Raw genomic sequence first — 13,447 nt, forward strand, 5'->3', positions numbered from 1 at the left:
TCGGATCTCGCGTTCACCGGTATGCTCGTGGCCACAGCCGTACCCCGCGCGGGAAGGGAGCCAGCCAGGTGCCGGAGAACGCAAGCGAGGTGACCGCCGCCGGGATCGCGCGGCTGGCCGGGGTGGGACGGGCGGCCGTCAGCAACTGGCGCCGCAGGCACGCCGACTTCCCCAAGCCGGTGGGGGGCACCGACACCAGCCCGGCCTTCGCGCTGCCCGAGGTCGAGAGCTGGCTCCGGGCCCAGGGCAAACTCGCCGAGGTCCCGCTGCGCGAACGGGTCTGGCAGCGGGCCGAGTCGCATCCCGCGGGCACCGCGGCCGCGCTCCGGCAGGCCGGCGCCGTGTGCCTGCTGGTCCGTGAACGCCCCGACGCCGCGCCCCGGATGAAAGGCGCGCAGGACACGGAGGCCGCGGAGGCCGTACGGGAGGTCCTCGAGCGGCACTTCGGGGGACGCTTCACCCCCGGCGCGCCCGTCGACGCCGAACTGCTGCGCGGAGCGGCCGAACTCGCCGCCGGGATGGGACCGCGCCAGGCCTACGAGTTCCTGCTCGGGCGCCATCTGGACGCCAACCCCCGGCAGCACACCCTGACCCCGCCCGCGCCCGCCGAGCTGATGGCCGCGCTGGCCGGCCCCGCCCGTACCGTGCTGGACCCCGCCTGCGGCACCGGCACCCTGCTGCGCGCCGCCGAGGCCCCGCACGAGGTGTACGGCCAGGAGGCCGACCCGGACCTGGCCGCGCTCGCGGCGCTGCGGCTGGCGCTGCACGCCGACCCGGCCGCGGCGGTACGGGTGGCGGGCGGCGACAGCCTGCGCGCCGACGCCTTCCCCGCGCTCGCCGCCGACGCGGTGCTGTGCCACCCGCCGTTCAACGAGCGCAACTGGGGCCACGAGGACCTCGCCTACGACCCCCGCTTCGAGTACGGCTTCCCGGCCCGCACCGAGTCCGAACTCGCCTGGGTGCAGCACTGCCTGGCCCGGGTCCGGGAGGGCGGGACGGTCGTGCTGCTGATGCCGCCCGCCGCCGCCTCGCGCCGCTCCGGCCGCCGGATCCGCGCCGACCTGCTGCGGCGCGGCGCGCTGCGCGCGGTGGTCGCGCTCCCGGCCGGCGCCGCACCCCCGTACGGCATCCCGCTGCACCTGTGGGTGCTCCGCAGGCCGGACGCCGGCACGCCGGCCTCCCCGCACCTGCTGCTGGTCGACACCGCGGGCTCGCAGGACGCCGCCCCCGGGGGCGAGAAGGTGCCCTGGCAGACGGTGCGCGCCACCGTGCTGGACGCCTGGCAGTCCTTCGACCGGCACGGCACCACCGAGGAGCGGCCCGGCGTGAGCCGCGCCCTGAAGGTCATCGACCTGCTCGACGACGACGTGGACCTGGCCCCCGCCCGGCATCTGCCGCCGCCCGCCGCGGGCGGCGGGGCGGCCGAGCTCGCCGGGGTGCGCGACCTGCTGGCGGCCACCCTGCTGCGCACCGCCGAACTCGCCCCCGCCCCCGCCGGGGCGGCCGAGCCCGCCCGCTGGCCGCTCACCACGGTCGGCGAACTGGCCCGCGCCGGGGCACTGGTGCTGCGCGCGGGCGGCAACGGGAGCGCCCGCCCCGACGGCGGTCCCGCCGTGCTCACCGAGCACGACGTCCTCGGCGGCGGCGCGCCCAGCGGCACCCTGCCCGAGGGGCCGCCCGGGGAGGAGCCGGTCCTGACGCAGGAGGGCGACGTCGTCGTCCCGGTGCTCGGCCGGGGTTCGGCCGCGCGCGTCGTCGACGCCGCCACCGCCGGGGCGGCCCTGGGCCGCAACCTCCATCTGCTGCGCCCCGACCCGGCCGCCCTGGACCCCTGGTTCCTCGCCGGCTTCCTGCGCGGCACCGCCAACAACCGCCAGGCCAGCAGCTACGCCTCCACCGCGACCCGGCTGGACGTCCGCCGCCTCCAGGTGCCGCGGCTGCCGCTGGCCGACCAGCGCCGGTACGGGGAGCGCTTCCGCACCCTGGCCGCCTTCGAGGAGGCCCTGCGGCTGGCGGGGCAGTTGGGCGAGCAGTTGGTGCAGGGGCTCTACGACGGACTGACCGACGGCACGGTGCGTCCCGAATAGTTACGGGATCGGGTGACAGCCCGTCGGCGGCGGCGGATACTCTCGCGATACCACTCGCAGCTGTCACCCGTACTGATGTCCCAGGGAGTCCGAGAGCAGTGACGAACGGCCCCGGCCCGGTCCCGCCGTACCCGCCCGCTCAGTCCAAGGCCACGGCGACCACCCTCCGCGCCATCTTCCTCGCGATCACCGCGATCAGCTGCGGCTTCCTGTCCTGCCTCCCCCTGCTGCACCTGGCCGTCCGGCGGCGCCGGGCCATGGACTGGGTCTTCTTCTGGACCGGCACCGCGGTGAGCATCGCCTCCTTCGCGACCATCGGCACGCTGTCGGACGAGAACCCCTGGACCGACGTGGCGCTGCTCACCGTCATCGCCCTCGTCCCCCTGGTCGGCGTCCACTACCTGGTGGCCGATCTGGCGCTGGCCCGGGCCGAAGGGGCGCCCGGCTACCCGTCGTACGCCACGACCGTGCCGTACCCGCCGCCGCACCAGCCGGCCCCGCCGCACCCGCAGGCGGACTACAACCCGTACCGCGCGACCCCGCCGGCACCGACCCCGCCCCCGCCCCCCGCGCCGCAGGCCCACGTGCCGCCGCAGCCGCCCGCACCCCCGCACCAGCCGCGGATCAACCAGGTGCGGGCGGAACTGGACGAGCTGAGCGACCTGCTGCGCAAGCAGGAGGGCGGTCAGTGAACGGACGGATCGTCGCCGGCCGTTACGAGCTGGCCACGGTCCTCGGCCAGGGCGGCATGGGCCAGGTGTGGACCGCGTACGACCGGCGGCTGGACCGGCGGGTGGCCGTGAAGCTGCTGCGCCCGGACAAGGTGGCGGGCGGCGCCGACGCCGAGGAGCTGCGCCGGCGCTTCGTGCGGGAGTGCCGGGTCACCGCGCAGGTCGACCATCCGGGGCTGGTCACCGTCCACGACGCGGGCAGCGACGCCGACGAGCTGTACTTCGTCATGCAGTACGTGGAGGGCGCCGACCTCGCCGACCACCTCGCCGAGCACGACCCCTACCCCTGGCCGTGGGCGGTCGCCGTCGCGGCGCAGCTGTGCGCCGTGCTGGCGGCGGTGCACGCGGTGCCGATCGTGCACCGCGACCTCAAGCCCCGCAACGTGATGGTGCGTCCGGACGGCACCGTGGTCGTCCTGGACCTCGGTGTCGCCTCCGTGCTCGACACCGACACGACCCGGCTCACCCACACCGGCACGCCCATCGGGACCCCCGCGTACATGGCGCCGGAGCAGGCGATGAGCGGCGCCGTCGGACCCCGCACGGACCTGTACGCGCTCGGGGTGCTGCTGCACGAACTGGTCAGCGGCACCGTCCCGTTCGCGGGTTCCACGGCGCTCGGCGTGCTCCACCGGCATCTGTACGAGCAGCCCGTGCCGCTGCGGCAGGTGCGCCCGGAGGTGCCGGAGCCGCTGGAGGCGCTGGTGCTGCAGCTGCTGGCGAAGGACCCGCAGCACCGGCCGTCCGACGCCCAGGAGACCTACCGCAGGCTGGCGCCGCTGCTGCCGGTGCCCGGTTCCGTCCACCGCCCCCTCGGGCCGATGGACCCCACGCGCCCCTTCCTGAGACCGCTCGCCCCCTGGCCGGACCGCCCGGCCGCCCCGTCGCAGCCGACCCCCGCCCCGGGCATGACCGCGGCCCCCGCGGGCCACGGCATCGCGGAGGCGGTCGACGAGGTGAAGCGGCTGCTCGACGCCGGGCGCATCACCCAGGCGGTCGACATCCTGGGCGGCGTGCTGCCGGCCGCCGCGGAGAAGCACGGCGAGCAGTCACCGGTCGTGCGGATGCTGCGCAAGCAGTACGCGGCCACCCTGATGGAGGACGGCCAGTACCGCCGGGCCCTGCCGGAGCTGCGCCGGCTCGCGGACGAACTCGCCGCGGAGTCGGGGCCGCTGGGACGTCAGTCGCTGCAGTACCGCTACGAGGCCGCGCAGTGCCTGGAGCAGTTGGGCGAGGCCCCCGCGGCGCTCGCCGAGTACCGGGCGCTGCTGCCCTCCTTCGAGCAGTACCGCGCCACCGACCCCGATCTGCCGCTGGAGGTGCGGCGCCGCATCGGCCACCTGCTGCTGTCGGTGGGCGACCGCATGGCCGCCCACGACGTGCTGTCCCGTCTGCTGTACGACTCCGACCGGGTGCACGGCCCGCACCACCCCTTCTCGCTGGAGGTCCGGCGGACGCTGACCTGGCTGGGGCAGGTGGGCCGCTAGGCCGTGGCGGTACGGGGCCTACCGTCCGCCGCGGGCGCGCAGGCGGCGGGCCACGCGCACCATCCGGCGCACGGTGGTGTTGCCGCGCAGCCGCTGGGTGGCGCTGAGCGGGCCGCCGCCGGGCAGCCCCAGCGAGGTGAGGCGGCGCCGCCGGAAGTAGTGCTCGGTGTCCGGGCCGAGGTTGTCCCGCAGCCAGGCCGTCGTCTCCTCGCGCAGCCCGGGGTGCATCCTGGGCTGCATGCAGAAGCCCACGGCCCGTACGAGCGCGGCGAGTTCCCCGGCCGCGCCGCCCCGGCCGTCCGGGACGGCGACGTCGGGCACGAGGTGGTCGACGATGGTCAGCGGGACGCGGTTGCTGTTCTGGTAGGGAGTGAGCCGGTCCAGCACCAGCCGGGTCCCGGCCCGTGCGATCGCGACGTCGTAGTAGGCGCTCGCGGTGAGCATCGCGGTGGAGAAGCAGCCGACGACCAGGCGCGGCCGGCAGACCTCGTACAGCGTCTCGGCCAGCAGCGGGCCGTCGAGGACGCGCAGCCGTGCGCCCTCGGCCGCCGCGGCCTCCTCCATCGCCCTGGAGTAGCCTGCCGGCGCCGTGGGGTGGGGCTTGAAGACGATCGAGCGGTGCCCCGCGGCGATCGCGCCGCGGACCATGGTGACGTGCAGCTCCTCTTCCTCCTGCGGGCTGAGGATGCGCAGGGCGGCGAGGTACTGGCCGAGCAGCACCGCGGTCGGCGGGTCCTCGGCGAGCGCGGCGAGCCGGGGGTCGTCCGCCGCCTCGACGGCGATCTCCTTGAGGACGGCCCGGAAGGCGTCGTCGGGGACGAGTTCGGGTTCCGCGCCGGTCTCGGCCAGCAGCAGCGGGCGCAGCCCGGGGACCAGGTCGAGGTGGAGGACCCGCTGGACGCGGTTGCCGAGGGGGCCGGGCAGCTTCTCGCGGGTGGGCCCGTAGCTCATCAGGCCGTCCGCGTACACGTGGACGGCGCTCTCGGCGAAGATCGTGGCGAGCGCGCGTGCCGGGTTGACCTGGATCGACTCCACCACGAGCTCGACGGGGACGTCGCCGAGGCCCCAGGAGTGCCGGAACAGCCGCTGCCAGATGGAGCTCTCGTCCTCCAACGGGGCCCACTTGGATGGGCGGTGCGGGTGGATCACCTCGTTCCACGAGACGACCTCGTCGAAGCGGGTGACGATCCGCCGGTACCCGTACATGTCGGAGAGCTGGACGACCGTCTCGGGGACCGGGGCGTTGTTGCTCACCAGCAGGACGCGCCGGGTGCCGGCACGCGGCCCGAAGGCACCGGCGTCCAGCGCGGCGGCGAGCGTCGCGGCGCCGTAGAGGGTCGAGACCTCGAAGATCTGGGCCCGGTCGTGGTTCATGCTCTCCTCGGCGGGGTCCGCCATGGTCACGGTCATCGTCACGCCGCCTTCCGCGCGCCGGCGCGCAGCCGCAGGAGCACGTCCGCGCGCTGGATGTCCATCTCGGCCAGGGTCCGGTCCAGGACGTCCTGCGGCATGCGGGCCAGCGCCGCGGCGGACTGCCGCCTGAGCTGCCGGCCGGTCTCGGCGTCGTAGCGCCGCACGTTGGACATGTGGAAGGCGATCAGCGCGCAGTAGGTGCGCACGATCTTGGGCAGGAAGCGGTCGGCCTCGCGGTCGGCGAGGACGCCGTCGAGTATCGCGTCGTGGGCCGGTATGAAGTCCAGCTGCCGGCCGTCGCTGATCTGGGTGAGCGAGTCGCTGACCCCGCGCCGGTAGAAGACGCCGAGCGGGCGGATCACCGCGAAGGACTCGGCCGTCAGGTGCAGCCGCCAGACCCACTCGCGGTCCTCCGCGGTCCGCAGGCCGGTGCTGTAGCGCATACCGCCGTCCTCGAAGAGCCGGCGGTGGTAGATCCCGGCCCAGACGAAGGGGTAGTCGACCATGGTGGACACGTGCGAGGGCGCGATCGCGTCGCGCGGGTCGAGCACGGCGTCCCAGCGCCTGGCCGGCGGGCGGTGCACGACCCGCTCGGCGCCGGTGGCCTTGACGTGCCCGGTGCGCACGAAGTCGCAGCCCAGGGTCTCGATGCCGGCGACGAGCTCGTCGAGGTAGCCGCGGGCGTACCAGTCGTCGCCGTCCAGGAAGGTCACGTACTGCCCGCGGGCCGCGTCCAGTCCGGTGTTGCGGGACTGGGCGACGCCCTTGTTCACCTCGTGCCGGATCACCCTCAGGCCCGGCAGCCGGCGCTCCCAGTGGTCGAGGATCTCCGGGGTGCCGTCCGTCGAGTGGTCGTCGACGAGGATGAACTCGGTGCCCTCCCCCGCGTTGTTGGCAAGCCCGCACAACATGTCCGGTGCGTATGCCTGAATATTGCGGAAGGGAACGATTACCGAAAGTTTGGGCACCTGGGAATCCAGACGATCTCGAGGCGGGCCACGGACTCCGGCCCCCCGGACGGTGCCGGAGGGCAAGCGTATAGGACTAGATCCAGAACGGGCGTCGAGAATGCTTCCGCAGGGTGAACACAGGGAATACGGAATGCGAACTCCCGCTTTTCCGCACGTCGCCCGCGGTCCCCTCCGCCCGCCGCCCAGGTCGTTCGCATCCGATTAGATCCTCGTTCACTTGGACGTCACATCCGCTCCCTATGGTGATCGCCTCCGCCCCATGTGCCGTGCGCGTGTCCATGTGCGTCGAGGTGCCCCGGGCGGGGTCTGTTGATCCGCGCGGGAAACCCATGCAGTTCTCCCCAGCGGCCGTGTCATTGTTGGGAGCAGCATGGTCAAGTTCCGGGCTGGATGGCTCGAGAAAAGATTGGACAACGCCGCGGGGGCGGATATTCCGATCGCTTCGGTTTCCGTGGCGGAGTGCGTCCGGTCCTGCGCCGTCCACGGCGGCAAGCTCGTCAAGAACCTGGACTGGAAGAAGGGCCAGCTCGCCGAAGCCATCCGGGAACTTCTCGCCCGGTACGCGGCCGCGATGACCGATCCCGGGGACGCCGCCGCGCTCTCCGGCGGGAAGAGCACCTGGCCGAAGTCGAACCCCGAGGTGTTCGACGCCCTCCTCGAGGTGGGCAACAAGGCCGTGGACGTGCGGGGCGCCGACGAGCTGCGGCTCGCGACGCGCATCACCGAGACGATCTTCGGTGTCCGCAAGCAGTCCCGGGCCGGCTGGCGGCTGCGGGCGCGCCTGATGGACGCGCTGGGCGACGACGCCGCAACCATCGCCGCGTACGAGCGTTTCCTGGCCCTCACGCCCAACGACGACCTCAACGTCGCGGGCCGCATCACCAAGCTCCAGGAGAGCGGCGAGCGCCTGGCCGAGACGCTGGAGCTGCTTGAGCAGGAGGCCCCCGGCGCCCGTGAGTTCAAGGGCGCCCCGGACACCGAGCTGTGGGCGGAGGGCCTGGCCCTCAAGGAGGCCGGCGACTGGGAGCGTGCCGAGCCCCGGCTCGTGGCCGCGCTGGTCTCGATGGCCGAGCAGGACCGTCCCTCCACCTCCGTGCGCGCGGCGCTGACGGACTACGTGAACCTCCGTCTGGAGCGGGACCGCGGCCGGCTGGCCGGCTCGACCCGGCTGCTGGAGCTGTACGCCGACGACCGCCGGCTGCGCGAGCTGGACCCGATCGCGGACCCCGGGCTGACCGGTACCGAGATGGTCGCCCTCAGCGACTTCCGCAACCTGATAGCGGGGAAGACGATCTGCCTGGTCGCCAACTCCCAGCGGGTGGGCACCAGCACGATGGGTCAGGAGATCGACTCCTACGACCTCGTCGTCCGCTTCAACTCCTACCGGATCGAGGCGCCGGCCACCGGCACCAAGACCGACATCCACGCGACGATCCACCTGCACAACTACAACTGGGACAAGAAGGTCGAGACGCGGCTGGTCTTCAGCGGCAGCCACCACCAGTGGCGCAACTCGGTCCGCCGCCGCCTGGTCCCCGGCGCCCAGCGCTACGTGGGCGACCGGACGCTGCGCTGGCCGGTGCGCGAGATCGGCCGGGTCGGCGAGGACGTGATGCCCTCGATCCCCACCAGCGGCTTCAACATGCTGTGGCTGCTGGACTTCCTGGACGTCAGCCCGAAGATCGACCTCATCGGGTTCGACTTCTACGACAGCGGTGCCTACCGCCTTCAGGAAGCCATGAAGCTCCCGATCGCCACCGCGCACGGCTACTCGGACGAAAAGGCCTGGGTCATGGCCCGCGCCCAGGAAGTCACTGAAATGAGGATATCGCTCCGATGACCGCCTCTGTCCCGGTTCCGGCGCCCCGGAGCGAGACGCTGACCGGCAAGCGCCGCGTCGCCTTCGCGTCGTACGTCGACGAGAACTACCTGCCCGGCTTCCTCACCCTGCTGCGCAGCCTGGCACTGACCAACCCGACGGTGTGCGAGGACTTCGTCGTCCTCTACGACGACCTGCAGCCGGCGTCGATCACCGAGATCCGCAAGCTGCACCCGCGCATCGTCATGCGCCGCGTGGTCCCCGAGCGCTACGACGACTTCGTCAAGGGCGACCCGGAGAACTACCTGGTCCGCAAGGCGTACTTCATCCTCGACGTCTTCCGGATCCGCGACTACGACACGGTGATCACGCTCGACACCGACATGGTCGTCCTCGGCGACCTGGCCGAGCTGCTGCGGATGCGGGACGGCGTCGGCGCGGTGCCGCAGTTCCTGCTGGACCAGTCGAAGCTCAACAGCGGCCTGCTGGTGATCCAGAAGGAGTACCTCACCGACGAGTTCTGCGCGCAGATCGACGCCGTCGGCACCGCCGGCACGTACGAGCTCGACAAGCACGACCAGGGCATCCTCAACGCCCTGCTCGCGGGCAAGTTCATCAAGGTCGACCCGCGCTACAACTTCGTGAAGCGCCGCCTGTCCGGGGACCGTTCCCCCGACGAGGAAGACGTCGTCATCCTCCACTTCACCGGCCGCCACAAGCCGTGGAACGGCGGCGAGCACGGCTACTCGGGCGCCGAGGCGGCGTGGAAGGAGTACGACCTCTCCCACGCGGACTTCGTCGAGCGCTTCCTGGCGCTGGACGACGAGAAGCACCCGGACCTGCTGATCCACTTCGGCCGCCACCTCGTCGCGAGCGAGGGCCGGCACGACGGCGTCCGCGAGGTCGCCGAGGCGTACCTGGCCAAGGGCCGCTACGAGGACGCGGTGGAGATCCTCGGCCGCTCCCCCATCCCCGCCGACGAGAGCCGTTCCCACGAGCTGCTCGGCCAGGCGCTGATGGCCACCTCCCGCTACGAGGAGGCCACCGCCCACCTGCTGCTCTCCACGGCGCACGCCCCGGCCGCCGCCCGCCCCTTCGGCCGGCTGGCGAACATGGCGTGGGTCCTCGGCGACAACGCGGCCTCCCGCGACTACGCCCTGGCCGGCCTCAACGCGGACGTCAGCGACCGCGCCTGCCGGATCTCGTACGAGCGCGCGGAGGCGATCGCCGCCCGCCCGGCCGAGGCCGGCAGCCCCTCCGAGCAGCTGGCGCACGTGGCCTTCTACATGGAGCGCCAGGGCAACGCGGGCGACAAGATCCTGCCCGAGACGGTCCGGCTCTGCTTCGGCCCGGACACCGGCGACCGCAGCTGGCACTCCATCCACGCGCACAAGCTCTTCGACGAGGCGGCCCTGGAGCGGGTGAACTCGCGCCGCGGCCTGGTCATCGGCGGCGGCGGCCTGTTCATCCCGGACACCTCTCCGAACGGCAACAGCGCCTGGCAGTGGAACGTGCCGGACCGGCTGCTGGAGAAGATCGACGTCCCGCTGGCGGTCTTCGCCGTCGGCTACAACGCCTTCGACGGCCAGTCGTACACGCGCCGCCGCTTCGAGGAGAGCCTGCGGCTGCTGGTCTCCAAGTCGGCGTTCTTCGGTCTGCGCAACCACGGCTCGGTGGAGAAGGTCCGCGCGCTGCTCCCCGCGGAGCTGCAGGACCGGGTGCTCTTCCAGCCCTGCCCGACCACCGTCTCCCGCCAGCTGGTGCCCGGCTGGCAGGACCCGGTCACGCGCGACGACACGGTGCTGATCAACTGCGCCTACGACCGCGCGGGGCTGCGCTTCGGCCACGACTACGACCACTTCCTGCGGGAGATGGCCACCGCGGTCCGCGCCATCGGCAAGCACGCCGAGGTCCGCTACGCCGCCCACGCCCTGGACGACGAGCGCTTCGTCTTCGACCTGCGGCGTGAGTACGGCATCTCGATGCCGGTCGAGCCGATGTACGACTTCGACACCGACCAGCTGCGCACCGCCTTCGCGCGCACCAAGCTGGTGATCGGCATGCGCGGCCACGCGGGCATGATCCCGTTCGGCTGCGGCACGCCCATCATCAGCCTGATCTCCCACCCGAAGATGGCGTACTTCCTGTCCGACATCGAGCGCCCCGAGTGGGGCGTCTCGGTCCACGACCGGAACCTCGGCGCCATCCTCGCGGAGCGCTCCATCGGCATCCTGGACAACCTGTCGGCAACGGTCGCCGACGTCCACGGACGCCAGGAGGCGCTGTGGAAGGTGACGCAGGACAACGTGGCGAAGCTGAAGACCATCCTCGGCTGAGCCTCCCCGGAGGGCCGGTCGTTCGGTGAGGGGCGCCGTGTCGCTGACACGGCGCCCCTCCTTCACGTCCTCCGCACCTCGCGCGCCGTCGCGCGCGTCCAACCGCTGTCAGAGAGGGAGTCAGCAGTCCATGGAACAGCCGTCCGCCAGACCCGCCGGCACCACCGGTCCCGACCGGGGCAGGGACCCCTGGTGGGACAACGCCCGGTTCGTCTCGGCCACCCTGATCGTGATCCTGCACACGATGGGCAGCATCATGGCGCAGCACCACGCGCTGCACGCCCTGCACGTGTCCACCTGGGCGCTGCGCGTCCCCGCCTTCGTCATCCTCGCCGGGGTCTTCAGCAGCGCCGGGCCGCTGGGCCCGCGCCAGCTGCGCGCGGTGCTGCAGAGCATCGTCGTGCCCGCGCTGCTGTTCAGCGTCCTGTTCTCGCTGGAGGCGTACTGGCTCGGCGCCGAATTCACCCTGCACATCGCGCAGCTCCCGTGGACCCTGTGGTTCCTGATGGCGCTCTTCTTCTGGCGGCTGCTGCTCCCGCTGGTCGTGCAGCTGCGGCATCCCCTGCTCGTCACCACCGTCGTGGCCCTGGCCGTCGGCTACATCGACGAGTTCGGGATGCTCTTCGCCGCCAGCCGCACCCTGGTCTACATGCCGCTGTTCTATCTCGGCTGGAGGATCGGCCAGGGCTCCCTGCGGACCTGGTTCACCAGCCGGTGGAGCCTGCCCCTGGCCGCCGCGGGTCTCGTCGCGGCCGGTGTGGTGGGGTGGCTGTGGCACCGGGACATCAGCGGCGCCTGGCTCTCCATGAGCGACACCTACCGGCCCGAGGACCCCATGAGCCTGCGGTGGGCCTGGCTGATCCGGCTCGCCGTGCTCGCCTCGGCGGCGTTCCTGGTGCTGTGCTTCCTGCGGCTGGTGCCGCGGCGACGCCTGCCGCTGCTCTCCGCGCTGGGCGCCGGCGGCTTCACCATCTACCTGCTGCACCCGCTGTTCATCATGCCGGTGCGGGAGCACGGCCTGATCGCCAAGGTGAACACCCCCCTGGAGCAGATCGGCCTGGTGCTGTGCGCCCTGACCCTGTCGATGGTGCTCGGCTCCACTCTGGTGCGACGGGTGTTCCAGCCGCTGATCCGGCCGCCGGTCACCGGGCTGTTCGCCCGGACGCCGGTCGTCCAGCGGCCCGTGACGGCGCCCTGGGCCGCACCGCTGACACCGCAGGAACAGCCGTCGGCGCCGGAGCCGGCCGTGGCGGCACGCTGAGGTGATCACGACGGAGCCCCCCGCCGCGGCGGGGGCTCCGTCGTCGTACCGGGTCAGCCCAGCCAGCGGTTGAGCCGCAGGCGCGTCCACAGCAGGCTGGCGGCGAAGGAGAGCACCACCGTCCCCGTCACCAGCAGCGTGATCATGACGGCGGCGCCCAGCCAGCCCGCGTCGGCGGAGACGAGGTGCGGGGCGAGCGCCCGCAGGAACATCAGGTGCACCAGGTAGGCGCCGAAGGCCGCACCGCCGAGCCGGGACACCAGCGGCCGCAGGCGCTCGGGGATGCTGATCCGGTTGAGGGCCATCACCAGGGCGCCCGCCAGGAACGGCACGGCCAGCCCCGCGTAGGGCGAGGGGTAGTGCACCCAGTGCTCGTACGCCACGACCGCGGCCCACGCGCAGACCCCGCCCGCCAGCCACATCAGGCGCCGGCGGCGTCCGGTGGTGGCCGCCAGCGGCAGAGCGAGCAGCGCGGAGCCGGCGGCGGCGTAGGCGACCTGGTACGGGGAGAGGTTCCACTCGAAGTCGGGCAGGCCCACGTGGAGGACCTTGCCGACGTCGCCCAGGAAGGTCGGCGCGATGGCCAGCAGGACGAGCAGGCTGCCCAGGGCCCACGGCCGCTTCCCCGCCTTGATCAGGGCGGCGAGCGAGAGCAGCAGGATCACCGGCACATAGGCGTACAGGTACCAGAGGTGGTAGGCGGGCTGGATGGAGCCGAAGAGCGACTCGAAGGCCAGCCGCTGGGTGGGCCGGGAGTTGGTGTCCCGGATCCAGTCCCAGGCGAGGTAGGCGGCGGTCCACACCCCCATCGGCACCACGATGCGGGTCAGCCGTCTGCGGACCTGCGTGCCGTCCCGGGGGGTGGCGCCGACCAGCACGACCCAGCCGGCGATCGCGAAGAAGAGCGGCACCGCGCACCGGGTCAGCCCGTCCGCGACGAGCCCGGTCCAGTAGACGGGCCGGCCCCCGGAGGGCTCGCGGCCCACGGCGTTGAGGAGCTGGCCCGCGGCGTGGCAGACGATGACACCGATGGAGCACAGGACGCGCAGCAGGTCGATGTCGTGTCTGTGCTCACGCGGCCGGGCGGCGGGCGCGGCGGACGCCTCGCTCGTCCCGGTCGCGTGACCGGTGGTGGGGGCGGGGGCGGCGGTGGTCGTCTGGGCGGAGATCGGCGGTCACTCCCGGGTGCGCTCGCGGAGCGCGGCCGGGGTCCGGCCGGGCTCGGGGATCGGATGGTGGTGGTGCGCTGCACGGACACCGCGGGCAGGGGTGTCCGCGGTCCGGTCCGTCGTCGCCGGCACGGTGGGCGGCGGACCGGCGGACCGGGCGGCCGGGCCGTCCG

General features: G+C 73.0%; 9 protein-coding genes. 6 read left to right on the plus strand and 3 right to left on the minus strand.

Features of this window, described 5'->3' with window-relative positions:
* Positions 1-68 precede the first annotated feature (68 nt).
* The 3 genes from CHF15_RS04415 to CHF15_RS04425 all read left to right on the plus strand — a co-directional run bounded on the left by CHF15_RS04415 (position 69) and on the right by CHF15_RS04425 (position 4,305).
* Positions 69-2,087, plus strand: a complete 2,019-nt coding sequence (locus CHF15_RS04415; RefSeq protein WP_089222284.1) for an N-6 DNA methylase — start codon at positions 69-71, stop codon at positions 2,085-2,087.
* Positions 2,088-2,185: 98 nt separating this feature from the next.
* The gene (locus CHF15_RS04420; RefSeq protein ID WP_089222285.1) at positions 2,186-2,779 is read left to right on the plus strand and encodes a hypothetical protein; all 594 of its coding nucleotides are present in this window, start codon (positions 2,186-2,188) and stop codon (positions 2,777-2,779) included.
* A complete protein-coding gene (locus tag CHF15_RS04425; protein ID WP_265737384.1) occupies positions 2,776-4,305 on the plus strand; it encodes a serine/threonine-protein kinase in 1,530 nt (509 codons plus the stop codon). The genes CHF15_RS04420 and CHF15_RS04425 overlap by 4 nt, the downstream gene beginning before the upstream one ends.
* 18 nt (positions 4,306-4,323) lie before the next feature.
* Here CHF15_RS04425 and CHF15_RS04430 read toward each other — a convergent pair whose 3' ends face one another.
* Positions 4,324-5,715, minus strand: a complete 1,392-nt coding sequence (locus CHF15_RS04430; RefSeq protein WP_245938698.1) for an alpha-2,8-polysialyltransferase family protein — start codon at positions 5,713-5,715, stop codon at positions 4,324-4,326.
* 2 nt (positions 5,716-5,717) lie between these two features.
* Positions 5,718-6,686 (minus strand): glycosyltransferase family 2 protein, encoded by a 969-nt coding sequence (locus tag CHF15_RS04435; protein ID WP_089222286.1) that lies wholly within the window; start codon positions 6,684-6,686, stop codon positions 5,718-5,720.
* Between the two features lie 454 nt (positions 6,687-7,140).
* Here CHF15_RS04435 and CHF15_RS04440 point away from each other — a divergent pair, with 454 nt between their 5' ends.
* From CHF15_RS04440 to CHF15_RS04450, 3 genes are all read left to right on the plus strand, one after another.
* Positions 7,141-8,529, plus strand: a complete 1,389-nt coding sequence (locus tag CHF15_RS04440) for a glycosyltransferase family 29 protein (RefSeq protein WP_245938661.1) — start codon at positions 7,141-7,143, stop codon at positions 8,527-8,529.
* On the plus strand, positions 8,526-10,844 hold the full coding sequence (locus tag CHF15_RS04445) for a glycosyltransferase (RefSeq protein ID WP_089222288.1): 2,319 nt from the start codon (positions 8,526-8,528) through the stop codon (positions 10,842-10,844). Before CHF15_RS04440 ends, CHF15_RS04445 begins: the two co-directional genes overlap by 4 nt.
* 130 nt (positions 10,845-10,974) lie before the next feature.
* On the plus strand, positions 10,975-12,105 hold the full coding sequence (locus CHF15_RS04450) for an acyltransferase family protein (protein WP_089222289.1): 1,131 nt from the start codon (positions 10,975-10,977) through the stop codon (positions 12,103-12,105).
* Between the two features lie 53 nt (positions 12,106-12,158).
* Here the strand turns inward: CHF15_RS04450 and CHF15_RS04455 are convergent, their stop codons facing one another.
* Entirely contained in the window at positions 12,159-13,274 is a 1,116-nt protein-coding gene (locus tag CHF15_RS04455; RefSeq protein ID WP_322975670.1) for an acyltransferase, read from the minus strand.
* Between the last annotated feature and the right edge of the window lie 173 nt (positions 13,275-13,447).

It is taken from the genome of Actinacidiphila glaucinigra (assembly GCF_900188405.1).
GTDB lineage: Bacteria > Actinomycetota > Actinomycetes > Streptomycetales > Streptomycetaceae > Actinacidiphila > Actinacidiphila glaucinigra.